Source organism: Stenotrophomonas sp. AC248, from assembly GCF_979258185.1.
The window spans coordinates 1,976,815-1,990,622 of the sequence record NZ_OZ409840.1 but is presented as its reverse complement, the minus strand read 5'-3'; the positions used below and the strand labels follow the sequence as shown (position 1 = coordinate 1,990,622).

The window sequence follows — 13,808 nt, the reverse complement described above, 5'->3', positions numbered from 1 at the left end:
GCAGACAGGGCGACGTCATCTGCGTCGCCCTGCCCTGCTCCCTGTCGAACCGCGGTGGCGTGCTAGCGCACCTCGAACTCGCCCACCAGCACCGTCTCGGCTTTGTCCTTCAGCCGCATCGTGACCTGCTGGTCGCGCTGCTTGCCGGTGCCCCAGTGCGTGCTCAGGCGCAGGCTCAGGGTGGTGGCGCCGGTGACCAGCTGCTCGCGGCTGCCGAAGAAGTTCGCCTCCACTTTGTACTTGCCGGGCTTGGCATCGCGCAGCGAGAACTGCTCGGGCCCGTAGCCGCCGGTGAAGTCCTGCGACATCTGCCCGCCCTGGTAGGTGAGCCGGTTGCCGTAGTAGGCGCGCTCGCCGTTGGGGTCGGTCACCCACAGGTCCATGTCGCTGTTGTCGCTGTCCCAGCTGAGCACCACCCGCAGGTCCAGCGGCAGCGCCCGGCGCAGCCGCGGATCGACGGCACGGGCATCCACGCGTTCGCGTGCGGCCAGGGTGTTGAGTTCGTCCAGCGCGATCAGCGAGATGCCGTCGAAACGACTGTCCCAGGGCCGCACCACCACCTCGTTGAGCGCGTCCAGCGCCGGCTGGTACTGGCCGCTGGCCTCCAGCGCCAGGCCCAGGTCGCGGAAGCTCTGCGGCTCTTCCTCGCCCAGCCGCAGCACCTGGCGGAACACCGGCACCGCCAGGTCCGGCGCATTGGCCTGCATCAGGCGGTAGCCGAGCACGCGCAGCACATGGCGGTTTTCCAGCTGCATCTCGGCCAGGTTGGACAACACGCGCAGGCCCAGCTCGCGCTGGCCGGCGGCCAGCAGCAGGTCGGCCACGTCCAGGTAAAACGCGCTGCTGTCACTGTGCTGCTCGCGTTCGGCCAGGTACAGCGCGTACAGCTGTGCGGGTGCGGCACCGCGCAGGCGTCGGGCATAGGCCGAATCGGGTTCCCAGGCGGCCAGCGTGACGGCGATGGCGCCGCTGTTGCTGCGGCTGCGCTTGCTGCCGGTGACGGCGACAGCCTCCAGGTCGCCACGCGGCGCAGCGGCCAGTGCCATCGGCGCCGGCGCCGGCGGTGCGGGCGGCGAAGGTGGGGTGACCACGTCATTGACGCGCGCCTCCAAGTAGACCTGCGCATCCGCAGCGGCAACCGCCATGGGCGCGGCCTTGGTCAGCACCGGTTGGGTCGCGGGCGCGCCCTTGGGCCAGCGCGTGTTCCACCAGCGCTCGCGTTCGGCGAACTGCAGCGCGATCTGGTCCAGGCGCTGCGCACGCGCCTGCTTTTCGTCGCCGATGCGCACGGCATGCAGGCGGTCGTAGTCGGCGCGCAGCGGCGCCGGGGCGCGGATGCCATAGCGCAGGTAGTCGTCCAGGGTCTCCAGCACCAGCAGCGAGGTGTCCGCACCGACCATCCCGAACTGCTGCGACAGCGTGCCGATCCGCGCGGCATTGCCCACCGGGTCGGCCGCGTAACCGGCCAGCGTGGCGCTGGCCCAGGCCTGCGCCACCAGCCCCCCGTCCAGTGCGCGGGCACCGGCCAACGTGATCCGCTGGGTGTGGTCGCGGCCATCGGCCAGGCGCACCTGCACCTCCACCACGCCATCATCGCGCTGCACCCGGCCGGACACCCGCAGCCAGCCCTGGCTGGCCGCGCTTGCGTCGGCCACCAGTTGGTCCACGCCGGTGCCGCGCAACGCCACGACCTGCGCCGGTTGCTGCAGCAGCAAGGGCAGCACCGCCTCGACCTCGGCCGCACTGGACAGCACCAATGCCTGCCCATGGTGGACCCCGGTCCATGCACGCAGGCGGGCACCATCGGTGCGCGCGCCGGCGCTGCTCAGCGCGTACAGGCGCTGCCCTGCTGCCAGTGTCGGCGGCGCCGGGGTGCCGTAGTTGGACAGGCCATCGCTGACCAGCAGGTACTCGCCGATGTCGGCGCGGGGGGTCCACGCGCCAAGCGCGCTGGCACCGTCCAGCGGCAGGCCGGTCAGGTAGGTCCGCAACGCGCTCCAGTCGCCGCCGTGGATACGGAAGCGGCGCGTCGGTTCGGCGCGGTCGCGCAGTACGGTCAGCTCTACCTCGCCGGTGCCCATCGCACCGAAGTAACGGTCCAGCACCGCGAACTCCGCGGCCCGGTCACGCTGGCGCGCCGAACCGGACGCGTCCCACACCAGCCCCACGCGCGTGGGCAGCACCCGCGGCGTGGCCTGTGCCGGCACAGGCACCTGCGCCAGCAGATAGCGCTGTCCCTCGTGCAGGCCGGTCACCACGTCCGGCTGCCGGACCTGCGGCAGACGCCACAGCACCTGGGCAGGCAATGCATCGCCGCGCCCCTGCCACTGCGCGACGTACGCGCCCTGCTCGGCGCTGAATTTCCAGGGCGACGGCTGGATCGTTGTCGGGGCACCGGTGCCCCGGGCTTCCATGCGCAGCACCACCTCGTCGGCGCCCCGCGCGAACTGCAGCGGCACGGCCCAGCGCAACCCCTTTGCATCCACGGGCAGGGTGTCACGGAAGGTGAGCACGATGCGGCGGCTGCCCTGGGCCGGGATCGGGTACACCCGCAGGCGGAACTGGTTGCCCGCGGTCTGCTCCAGCAGGCCCGGGTCGACCCGGCGCCGCTCGATCGCCTCGAATACTTGGCGGCCCTGTGCCTTGGGCACCGGCACCGCGTCGCGCAGCACGCCGTCGATGTCCAGCGCGAACCCGGCCACCTGCTGGCCGTCGGCCAGCGGGAACTCAAGCTGGCCTTCCAGCACGCGGCGGTTGGGGTTGAAGAAGGTCATCTCGATGCGGGTCTCGCCCAGGCCGGCCACCACGCGGCTGTCCAGGCGCACCTGGCGCAGTTGCACGGGCACCTCGGCCCCGGCCACCTGCAGCACCGGCGTCACCGGTGGCGGACGCGGCACGGTGCGTGCCTGTGCCTGACCTGCCTGCGTGCCCAGCAGCAGCATGCCCAGCATGCCGATCCCACGAAGTGTGCGTTGCATGTGACGCTCCTTATCCGATGACAGCAGGTTGAACGGATCATGCCGGCAAACGGGGTTGAGCCGATGCAAGGCTTGGCGTGCCCGCCGCAGTGGGCCAAGATGCCGCTCCCCCATTGCGTCATTACAAGGACGTCCCGCATGCGCCTGCCTGCCCTGCTCCCCCTGCTGTTGCTGGCCCCGTTGCTGCCGGCCCACGCCGCGCCCGCCGCCGTCAGTGGCGTGAGCTTCACCCACAACGACTGGACGCTGGCCTGCGACAACACCCGCACCTGCCGCGCGGCCGGTTACCAGAACGACGAGGACGGCGGCAATGCGCCGGTGTCGATCCTGCTGACCCGGCTGGCGGGCCCCGACCAGCCGGTCAAGGTCGAGGTGATGCTCGGGCAAATGGACGGACCAGCACTGCCCAAGCAGCTATCACTGCAGATCAACGACACCAAACTGGGCGCACTGGCCTACAAGGCCGCAGACGGCACCGCCGTGCTCTCGCCGGCGCAGGTGAAGGCCTTGCTGTCCACCTTGACCGGCACCAGCCGGATCGTGCTGACTGGCAACGACGGCAAGCGCTGGACGGTGTCCGATCGCGGCGCCTCGGCGGTGCTGTTGAAGATGGACGAGTTCCAGGGCCGGCTGGGCACGCCGGGCGCGCTGGTGCGCAAGGGGACCAAGGCGGAAAGCACGGTGCTGCCGGCCGTGCCGATGCCGGTGGTGAAGCTGGCCAAGGTAGTGCCCACCCGCCCCGCCGATGAAGCAGTGGGCGAATCGAAGGCGCTGCGCGCGGCGCTGGCCGCGGCGACCTCGGCCGACGACTGCGAGGCCCTGCACCCGGGCGACAGCGTGATCTCCAATGAGGGCCCGCAGGAGATCACCGTGCAGCGTCTGAGTGCGGACAAGCTGCTGGTCTCGCAGGCCTGCTGGCGCGCCGCCTACAACACCGGTGACGGCTACTGGGTGGTCGACGACCGTGCCCCGTACCAGCCGCGGCTGGTGACCACCTCCGGCGCAGGCGACGACGTGCGCACCATCGTCGAATCGCACAGGGGCCGCGGTCTGGGCGACTGCTTCTACACCACCAGCTGGGGCTGGACCGGCACCCAGTTCGTGAAGACCGACGTTTCCAGCACCGGGCTGTGCCGGTTGGTCTCGGCCGGCGGCGCCTGGGAAATGCCGACGCTGGTGAGCAAGGTGCAGGAGTAACCGAACCGGTAGACGTCGCAGTGAGGTGTCGCTGAGGTGCATCACCGCCGAGCGGATTCGTACAAATTTCATGGACCACGGCGACGGTAGCGACGACGCTATCCAGCCCGCCATGGACATCGTCCGATGCGCCTCCGTTACACGTGTCTTCCTCTCGCTGCTGCGTTGTCGCTGCTGGGCATTCTGCCGGGCCTCGCCTCGTCTCCGCCCAAAGGCATCGAGTTCGAGCATGGCGATTGGATGCTGGCCTGCGACAACACCCGCACCTGCCGCGCGGCCGGCTACCAGAAGGAGGCCGGCGATAACCTGCCGGTCTCTATCCTGCTGACCCGTCTGGCAGGGCCCCGGCAGACAGTCACGGGTAAGCTGATGCTGGGCCAGTACCACGAAGCCGAGCGGCCCTCACGGCTTACGCTGCAGGTCAACGACACCGAACTGGGACCGCTGGGATACGACGCGGACAAAGGCGTGGCGGTGTTCTCGGCGACACAGGTCACTGCTCTACTCGCCGCACTGACCCGCAACAGCCATATCGTGGCCACCGGCAACGATGGCAAGCGCTGGACCGTATCCGATCACGGCGCGTCGGCGGTGCTGCTGAAGATGGACGAGTTCCAGGGGCGGATCCGAACCCCGGGTGCGCTCACGCGCAAAGGCAGCAACGCCGAGGACGCAGTGCTACCCGCCCTCCCCATGCCGGTGGTGGACCTGGCCAACGTATTGCCCACGCGCCCCGCCGACAAAGCGCTGGCAGGGTCACCCGCGCTGCGCGCGGCGCTGGTCTCCACCACTTCTGCCGACGATTGCGAAGCCCTGCACCCGACATGGAACGCGATGTCCAATGAGGGCCCTCAGGAAATGAAGGTAAAGCGCTTGAGCGCGGACAAGCTGCTGGTCTCGCATCTGTGCTGGCGGGGCGCCTACAACAGGGGTGACGGCTACTGGGTAGTCAATGACCGCGCCCCGTACCAACCCAGCTGGGTCACTTACTCGGGTAGCAGCGACACAGTGCGCTCCATCGAAGAATGGCACAGGGGCCGCGGCTTGGCCGATTGCATCTACTCCACCACATGGGGCTGGACCGGCACCCGATTCGTGAAGACCTCGGTGACCAGTTCGGGGCTATGTCGGTCGATCGCGCTTGGCGGGCCATGGAACCTGCCGACCTTGGTCACCAAGGTGCAGGAGTAACCCCGCCGCGGCGGTGGACGGCGACGCTCAGGCGTCGTCGTCTTCCCAGCCATCGAACGGAAACAGCATCGGCAACAGGGTTCCCATCACCCCCATGCTCTGCATCACCGCATGGTCGGCGGTGTACGGGCGCGACCAGGTGGCATGCCGGGCGTGCACCGGCCGGTCGGGCGCATGGGCCAGGTGATCCACATAGACGGCGAGCAAGTGCTGCGCAGCCTGGTGACGTTCGCTGTCGGTCCGGGCGCTGCGCAATGCAGCATGCAGGGGGCGCAGCGGGGCGGGATCGGGCAGCTGGCAGGTGAACGCCAGCGCGCCGGTCTGGTCGTCTGCATCCCGGTAATCGTCCAGATCGACCGATGGCGCGTAGGCCGTGGCGACGCAGCGGGTCCTGGCCAGGCGCGCCATTACGGCGGCAACCGCGTCGTCGACCGTGACCGCGCCGGCCGGCGCGTCGCCCTCGCCCGCCACGCGCGCGGTCAACTCCAGCCCCAGCAACCACGCCACACTCTGGCGTGAGCCCTCCAGGTCCGGGAACTCGAAGCCTTCGCGGGTCGACAGTTCGGTGCGTGCAGCCTCATCGGCCTGCAGCACGATGCGGCTCTGCAGGTCGAAGCGTTCGATGGGCGATGGGCGCATATGGGCGTGTGTCGTAAAGGGGAGTCCGGTCAGCAGCAGGCAGGCCGACAAGAGCAGGCAACGGTGCGGTTCAAGCATCGGCGCAGTGTTCGATGATGAGCTGGATTGCGCCGCCGCCACGGTAGTCGTCGCTGACCAGACGGTAGGCGATATGCACGTGGTTGGCCGGGGCGGTGCCCTTCCAGCCACTGAAGTGGATCGCATTGATCGGTTCGGCACGGCCGGGCACGCGCAGGCTGAGTTTCAGGTGCTTTTCCTTCAGCACCTGCCAACGCGCCACCTGGAAATGACCGTCGAACAGCGGCTCGGGGAAGCCCTGCCCCCACGGGCCGGCCAGGCGCAGCGCTTCGGCATGGCGGAAATCGAGCTCCCCCGGCGCCAGCTCGCCATCGCTCAGCAGCAGTTGCTGCAACGACGCCGGGTCCATGCTCGACTCGACCACGGCTACGAATGCCTTCTGGAAATCATCGAAGCGTGCGTGCGGCAGGCTCAGGCCCGCCGCCATCGCGTGGCCACCGAACTTGTCGATCAGGCCCGGGTGCGCGGCATTGACCAGCGCCAGCGCGTCACGGATGTGGAAGCCGGGGATCGAGCGTGCCGAGCCGCGCAGTGAATTGCTGCCCGGTTCGGACGGGGCAAACGCAATCACCGGGCGGTGCAGGCGGTCCTTCATCTTCGATGCCACCAGGCCGACCACGCCCGGATGCCAGTCGGCATCGAACAGACACGCGGCGATCGGGCGTTCGCCTTCGGCCGTGAGCATCGCGCGCGATACCGCCAGTTCGGCGTCGTCGGTCATCAGCTGCTGCACCGCGCGGCGCTCGGCGTTGATCTGCTCCAGTGTCTGGGCGATCTCGCGGGCCTGGCCGCGGTCTTCTGTGAGCAGCAGTTCAATGCCCAACGCCATGTCTTCCAGGCGCCCGGCAGCATTCAAGCGTGGGCCCAGCGCGAATCCGATGTCGGTGGCGCTCAGCCGTGCCGGGTCGCGGCCGCTGGCCTCGATCAAGGCCTGCAGGCCCACGCAGCCCTGCCCTGCGCGCAGGCGGCGCAACCCGGCAGCAACCAGTGCACGGTTGTTGGCATCGAGCGCCACCAGGTCGGCCACGGTGCCCACCGCGACCAGATCCAGCAGGGTCAGCAGGTCCGGCTCGGGGGTCGCCGCAAAGGCGCCCTGTTCGCGCAGGTAGCGACGCAGCGCCATCAGCACGTAGAAGATCACGCCCACGCCGGCCAGCGCCTTGCTGGGGAAGGCATCGCCGCTGATGTTCGGGTCTACCAGCGCGTCGGCCGGCGGCAAGCGTTCACCGGGCAGATGGTGGTCGGTGACCAGCACTTTCCAGCCCAGTGCTTTGGCCGCCGCGACGCCGGCATGGCAGGCAATGCCGTGGTCGACGGTGACCAGCAGGCCTGGCTGCAGGTGCGCCAGGTCGGCCACCAGCGACGGCGACAATCCGTAGCCGTGCAGGATGCGGTTGGGCACCGCGTGCACCACGTCGCGCGCACCGAGCATGCGCAGTCCGCGCACGCCCACCGCGCAGGCCGTGGCGCCGTCGCAGTCGAAATCGCCCACCACCAGAATGCGCGCGTTGCTGGCAATCGCCTCGGCCAGCAGGTTCACTGCAGCCTGCATGCTGCCCATCAGCTCCGGCGCGTGCAGCTGCGCCAGCTTTGGCTGCGCCTGCGCCGCATCGGTGACACCGCGTGCGGCATACAGACGCTGCAGCAGCGGCAGCATGTCGTCGGGCCAGCCAGTCACGGGCGCTGCGTCGCGACGCTGCAGGGTGACGGCGTGCGTGGTGGTCGGGGAAGCGGAGAGCGGCGCAGCAGCGGCGGTGGAAGACATCGGCATCGCCGGGTTGCAGAGAGTGCCGCCATGATACCGGCTGGCTCCGGTAGCTGCTCTGCGGGTGTATCGGTCGACACATGCGTTCCCGTGCATGCGCCGATGTTGGATGCTCCCTGCCCGCTTTAACCCGACTATTTCATGCCTTTCTCTGCATTGCCGCTGCGCCTGGCCATGGCCCTCTCGCTGGCACCGGTCACCGCCGCAACGGCTTCTTCACTGGGCACGTCGTTCTTCGAGCACGATTGGCTGCTGGCCTGTGACAACACCCGTACCTGCCGCGCCGCCGGATTCAGCGCCGACGCACCGCTGGCCTTCAGCCTGCTGTTCGAACGTGCCGGCGGGCCGGATACCCCGGTCACGGCGATGCTGGGCTACGTGGACGGCGAGGAGTATCTCGATGCGGGAAGCGCGCCGCCGGCGGCCAAACCCACCGGCGCGCTGCAGCTGCGCGTAGACGGCCGTCCGCTGGGTGCGGTGGTTCCCACGCAGCCCGAGGCACCGGTCTCGCTCAGTCGTGCACAGGTAGACGCGCTGCTGGTGGCGCTGCGGCGCGATGCGCCCATCGCGATCGTGGATGCGGCCGGCAGCGCCTGGCCCATTTCCAACCGCGGTGCCACGGCCCTGCTGCTGAAGATGGACGCGGCGCAGGACCGGCTCGACACCCCCGGCGCGCTGATCCAGCGCGGCACTCGGCCGGAGTCGAGCGTGCCGCCGGCCTTGCCCAGGCCGGTGCTGAAGAATCCGCCACCGCTGGCGGAAACACGGCCGAACGATGCGGCGCTTGCCGAGCGCAAGGACCTGATGGACGCGCTGTTGGCCGGCCGTGACATGCAGGCGGTGTGCGCATGGCAGGAGGATCGGGTGGAATCGACATCACTGGACGTACACCGGCTGGACCCGGTGCACCTGCTGGCGTCCATGACCTGCCACGGGCCGGGCTACTACGCGAGCGGGCCGAGCTGGGTGATCCGCGCGCAACCGCCGTTCGAGCCGGCGCTGGTCACCACCGCACACGTGTTCCTGCGGCCTCCGGACGCGGTGCTCTACGAAGAGAGGGACGAGCGGACGCTGGGACGCTGCGGGTTCGGGCGCTACTGGGTCTGGGACGGCACGCGGTTCGTGGTGAGCCGCGAATACGTGACCGGGCTGTGCCGGGCCATGCCGGGCGGCTTCTGGCACCTGGCCACGTTCGAGACAGAATTGCGCTGAGCCCTGGCGCTGGCCAGAGGCAGGAACGCCGACCCTCGGTCGGCGCTGTACTCAGGTGTCGTGAAGCTGGACCGGCTTCTTCCAGAAGCGCCAGCGCTGGCCCTTGTCGATCTCGAAACGCACGCCGTCTTCGAAATCCAGGACCAGGCGACGCAGCTCGCCGCGCTGCACCGCCACCAGCAGCGGCCGGATCGCATCCTTGCCCAGCTGTTCAAGCGACCGCAGCTGGCGCAGATCCACCAGCGCGTCCACCTGCTGCTCGCCATCGGCGTGCACGCCGGCCGCACGGGCCAACGCCTGCAGCAGTGCCTCGCGGCTGCGTACCTGCGCGTGCGGGGTATGCACGGCCTGGGGAAGCTCACCGCCGCCCCAGAACCACAACGAATTGATGGCACGTTTGCCCGCCGCCGTGCGCTGCTCATTCCACGGGTGGGTATGCAGCACCACCTGCGCTTCGGTCAGCAGGGCACGCCAACGGCGCCCGGCGTCGCCTTCGGGCAGATGCGTGAACAGGTCATCGCCGAGCACGTCATCGGGGGAATCGAATACCGGCAAGGTGGTGCCCGGCGGCAATCGCAGGTACCAGCGCGACGGCACCGGCGCATCCAGGGTGAACCCGAACCCGGCAAACAGCGGCTGCAACGCCGGCAGCAGCTGGGCCACGTCTTCGGCGTCGGGCCGCAGCGTGTCGCCGTGGCCCATCATCCGCGCGCCCTGCATGTCCGGCACCACATGGGCCGGGTCGGCACGCAGCCAGATCGCCTCGCCCGCGTCGCCCACGTCCAGCTGGCGGGTCAACGCGGCAACCGGCCAGTGCGCCGGCTGCAGCTGGAAATGCCGCTGCAGCTGGGCGTCCTCACCGGCCTGGACACTGCTGCGTTCGGCCCGCCCGAGCGCCTTTGCCACGTCATCGGGCAAGGGCGTGGCCGGGAATCGGCTGCGCGCCGGCAACAGCAGCGTCGCGGTGGCCATCGTTTCAGTCCAGGTACTGGACGCTGACGATTTCGTACTCGCGCTGGCCGGCCGGTGCGTCGATGGTGACCGCATCGCCTTCCAGCTTGCCGATCAACGCACGCGCCAGCGGCGAGGAGATGGCGATCAGGCCGAGCTTGATGTCCGCCTCCAGGTCACCCACGATCTGGTAGCGCTTTTCCTCGTCGCTTTCCACGTCCGACAGCTCGACGGTGGCACCAAACACCACCTTGCTGCCGGCGTTGAGCTTGGTGATGTCGATGATCTCGGCGTGCGACAGCTCGCCTTCCAGCTGCTTGATGCGGCCTTCAATGAAGCCCTGCTCTTCGCGCGCGGCGTGGTACTCGGCGTTCTCCTTGAGATCGCCGTGTTCGCGCGCTTCGGCGATCGCCGCGATGACCTTGGGGCGCTTGACCGACTTCAGGTGGTCCAGCTCTTCGCGCAGACGCTGCGCGCCCTTCAACGTGATCGGTGCTCTCATGCGTTCAACTCCTTGTGCAGTTCCTGCAGCGACCAGACCGGGCCGGTCCCGCGGAATTCCAGTGATTGCACCAGCGCCTTGGCGCCGGCAATGGTGGTCGAATAGGTGACGCGGTGCTGCAGCGCCTCGCGACGGATCGAGAACGAGTCGTTGATCGCCGCACGCCCTTCGGTCGTGTTGACGATATACACGATCTCGCCGTTCTTGATCGAGTCGACGATGTGCGGACGGCCTTCGACCACCTTGTTGACGATCTCGCAGTCCATGCCGTGCTGCTGCAGCCAGGCACCGGTGCCACGCGTGGCCACCAGCGTGTAGCCACGCTCCAGCAGCAGCTTGGCCACCGGCAGCACGCGCTGCTTGTCCGGGTCACGCACCGACACGAACGCCTTGCCCAGCGGCGGGGCCTTGATGCCACCGGCCTCCTGCGCACGCGCGAAGGCGGCGCTGAAGCTGCGGCCCACGCCCATCACCTCACCGGTGGAGCGCATCTCCGGCCCGAGGATCGGGTCGACGCCCTGGAACTTGGCGAACGGGAAGATCGCTTCCTTGACCGAGTAGTAGTCAGGCACGATCTCCTTGAGCGCGCCCTGCTCGGCCAGGGTCATGCCGGCCATGCAGCGCGCGGCGATCTTGGCCAGCGCCATGCCGGTGGCCTTGGACACGAACGGCACGGTGCGCGAGGCACGCGGGTTCACTTCCAGCAGGTACACGATGTCTTCGCCGTTCTCGCCGGCCTGGATCGCGAACTGGGTGTTCATCAGGCCGACCACGTTCAGGGCCTTGGCCAGTTCCACCACCTGGCGGCGCAGCTCGGCCTGGGTCTCGGCCGACAGCGAGTACGGCGGCAGCGAGCAGGACGAATCGCCCGAATGCACGCCGGCTTCTTCGATGTGCTCCATCACGCCGCCGATCAGCACGTTGCCGTCCTTGTCGGCAATGATGTCCACGTCCACTTCCACCGCGTTGTCCAGGAAGCGGTCCAGCAGCACCGGCGAATCGTTGGACACCTTCACCGCGTCACGCACGTAGCGGGCCAGGTCGGATTCGCCGTACACGATTTCCATCGCGCGGCCGCCCAGCACGTAGCTCGGGCGCACCACCAGCGGGTAGCCGATCTCGCGCGCCAGCAGCAGGGCTTCCTGGTCGTTGCGGGCGATGCGGTTCGGCGGCTGCTTCAGGCCCAGCTTGTCCACCAGCTGCTGGAAGCGCTCGCGGTCTTCGGCCAGGTCGATGGAGTCCGGCGAGGTGCCGATCACCGGCACGCCGTTGGCTTCCAGCGCGCGCGCCAGCTTCAGCGGGGTCTGGCCGCCGTACTGCACGATCACGCCCTTGGGCTGTTCCAGCTCGACGATCTCCAGCACGTCTTCCAGCGTCAGCGGCTCGAAGTACAGGCGGTCGGAGGTGTCGTAATCGGTGGAGACGGTTTCCGGGTTGCAGTTGACCATGATGGTTTCATAGCCATCCTCGCGCAGCGCCAGTGCCGCGTGCACGCAGCAGTAGTCGAACTCGATGCCCTGGCCGATGCGGTTCGGACCGCCGCCCAGGATCATGATCTTGTCGCGGTTGCTCGGCGCGGCCTCGCACTCGTCCTCGTAGGTCGAGTACAGGTAGGCCGTGCTGGTGCCGAACTCGGCGGCGCAGGAATCCACGCGCTTGTACACCGGGCGCACCTTGTGCGCACGGCGCAGCGCGCGCACGGCCGCTTCGTTGGTACCGGTCAGTTCGGCCAGACGGGCGTCGGAGAAACCGGCGCGCTTGAGCTTGCGCAGGCGTGCGCCGTCCAGTGCGTCGATACCCTCGGCCGCGACCTGTGCTTCGGCCTGGATGATCTCTTCGATCTGGTCCAGGAACCACGGATCGATGTGCGACAGCGCGAACACCTCTTCCACGCTGAAGCCGGCACGGAACGCATCACCCACGAAGAACAGACGCTCCGGGCCCGGGGCCTTGAGCTCGCGCTTGATGGTGGTGATGTCGTCTTCGTTGGCCAGGTCCAGGCCGGTCGGGTCCAGCCCGATCTTGCCGGTTTCCAGGCCACGCAGGGCCTTCTGCAGCGATTCCTGGAAGGTGCGGCCCATCGCCATCACCTCGCCCACCGACTTCATCTGGGTGGTCAGGCGCGCATCGGCGGCCGGGAACTTCTCGAAGGCGAAGCGCGGAATCTTGGTGACAACGTAGTCGATCGACGGCTCGAACGAGGCCGGGGTCAGGCCGCCGGTGATCTCGTTCTTCAATTCGTCCAGGGTGTAACCCACGGCCAGCTTGGCCGCGACCTTGGCGATCGGGAAGCCGGTGGCCTTGGAGGCCAGCGCCGACGAACGCGACACGCGCGGGTTCATTTCGATCACCACCACGCGGCCGGTGGTCGGGCTGATGCCGAACTGCACGTTCGAGCCGCCGGTATCCACGCCGATCTTGCGCAGCACGGCGATGGAGGCATCGCGCAGGCGCTGGTATTCCTTGTCGGTCAGGGTCTGGGCCGGGGCCACGGTGATCGAGTCACCGGTGTGCACGCCCATCGGGTCCAGGTTCTCGATCGAGCAGACGATGATGCAGTTGTCGGCGGTGTCGCGCACCACCTCCATCTCGAATTCCTTCCAGCCCAGCACCGACTCTTCCACCAGCACTTCGGTGGTCGGCGACAGTTCCAGGCCGCGGGTCACGATATCGACCAGCTCTTCGCGGTTGTAGGCGATGCCGCCGCCGCTGCCGCCCAGGGTGAAGCTGGGGCGGATGATGGTCGGGTAGCCGACGCGGGTCTGGATCTCGATCGCTTCTTCCAGCGTGTGCGCGACGGCCGCCGACGGGCAGTCCAGGCCGATCTCGCCCATGGCCACGCGGAACAGCTCGCGGTCTTCGGCCATGCGGATCGCATCGCGCTTGGCGCCGATCAGTTCAACGTTGTACTTCTCCAGCACGCCGTTGTCGGCCAGGTCCAGTGCGCAGTTCAGCGCGGTCTGGCCGCCCATCGTCGGCAGCAGCGCGTCGGGCTTTTCCTTGGCGATGATCTTCTCGACCGTCTGCCAGTTGATCGGCTCGATGTAGACGGCGTCGGCCATCTCCGGGTCGGTCATGATCGTGGCCGGATTGCTGTTGACCAGCACCACGCGATACCCCTCGTCCCGCAGCGCCTTGCAGGCCTGCGCGCCGGAGTAGTCGAACTCACAGGCCTGGCCGATGACGATCGGGCCAGCACCGATGATGAGGATGGTTTTAAGGTCAGTGCGCTTTGGCATTGTCTTCTCTAAGTCAGTACAGCGTGTCGGGGTGATCGCACGCTGTCGATCAGGAA

General features: G+C 68.5%; 9 protein-coding genes. 3 read left to right on the top strand and 6 right to left on the bottom strand.

Annotated elements, in window-relative coordinates; all coding sequences use genetic code 11:
- Nucleotides 1-62: 62 nt before the first annotated feature.
- On the bottom strand, nt 63-2,978 hold the full coding sequence (locus ACZ0AE_RS09145; protein WP_463600892.1) for a VIT domain-containing protein: 2,916 nt from the start codon (nt 2,976-2,978) through the stop codon (nt 63-65).
- Nucleotides 2,979-3,116: 138 nt separating this feature from the next.
- On the opposite strand from ACZ0AE_RS09145, the gene ACZ0AE_RS09140 reads away from it, so the two are divergent.
- Both ACZ0AE_RS09140 and ACZ0AE_RS09135 read left to right on the top strand, forming a co-directional pair.
- On the top strand, nt 3,117-4,175 hold the full coding sequence (locus ACZ0AE_RS09140; protein ID WP_463600891.1) for a DUF1176 domain-containing protein: 1,059 nt from the start codon (nt 3,117-3,119) through the stop codon (nt 4,173-4,175).
- 126 nt (nt 4,176-4,301) lie between these two features.
- Nucleotides 4,302-5,366 (top strand): DUF1176 domain-containing protein, encoded by a 1,065-nt coding sequence (locus tag ACZ0AE_RS09135; protein ID WP_463600890.1) that lies wholly within the window; start codon nt 4,302-4,304, stop codon nt 5,364-5,366.
- Nucleotides 5,367-5,393: 27 nt separating this feature from the next.
- Here ACZ0AE_RS09135 and ACZ0AE_RS09130 read toward each other — a convergent pair whose 3' ends face one another.
- Together ACZ0AE_RS09130 and recJ are read right to left on the bottom strand one after the other, a co-directional pair.
- Nucleotides 5,394-6,005 carry a hypothetical protein gene (locus tag ACZ0AE_RS09130; protein ID WP_463600889.1) on the bottom strand — a complete coding sequence of 204 codons (612 nt, stop codon included), beginning with the start codon at nt 6,003-6,005 and terminating at the stop codon, nt 5,394-5,396.
- Nucleotides 6,006-6,075: 70 nt separating this feature from the next.
- Nucleotides 6,076-7,848, bottom strand: a complete 1,773-nt coding sequence (gene recJ / locus ACZ0AE_RS09125; protein WP_463602082.1) for a single-stranded-DNA-specific exonuclease RecJ — start codon at nt 7,846-7,848, stop codon at nt 6,076-6,078.
- Nucleotides 7,849-7,989: 141 nt separating this feature from the next.
- Between recJ and ACZ0AE_RS09120 the strand changes: the two genes are divergently transcribed.
- On the top strand, nt 7,990-9,060 hold the full coding sequence (locus ACZ0AE_RS09120; RefSeq protein WP_463600888.1) for a DUF1176 domain-containing protein: 1,071 nt from the start codon (nt 7,990-7,992) through the stop codon (nt 9,058-9,060).
- A 51-nt stretch (nt 9,061-9,111) separates the two neighbouring features.
- On the opposite strand, the gene ACZ0AE_RS09115 is transcribed toward ACZ0AE_RS09120, so the two are convergent.
- Genes ACZ0AE_RS09115 through carB form a run of 3 tightly spaced genes read right to left on the bottom strand, consistent with a single transcriptional unit; the run spans nt 9,112 to nt 13,752 of the window.
- Complete coding sequence (locus tag ACZ0AE_RS09115) at nt 9,112-10,032, bottom strand: phosphoglycerate mutase (RefSeq protein ID WP_447593402.1); 921 nt, start codon at nt 10,030-10,032, stop codon at nt 9,112-9,114.
- Nucleotides 10,033-10,036: 4 nt separating this feature from the next.
- Entirely contained in the window at nt 10,037-10,501 is a 465-nt protein-coding gene (greA, locus tag ACZ0AE_RS09110; protein WP_026069738.1) for a transcription elongation factor GreA, read from the bottom strand.
- Nucleotides 10,502-10,509: 8 nt separating this feature from the next.
- The gene (gene carB, locus ACZ0AE_RS09105; protein WP_038688570.1) at nt 10,510-13,752 is read right to left on the bottom strand and encodes a carbamoyl-phosphate synthase large subunit; all 3,243 of its coding nucleotides are present in this window, start codon (nt 13,750-13,752) and stop codon (nt 10,510-10,512) included.
- Between the last annotated feature and the right edge of the window lie 56 nt (nt 13,753-13,808).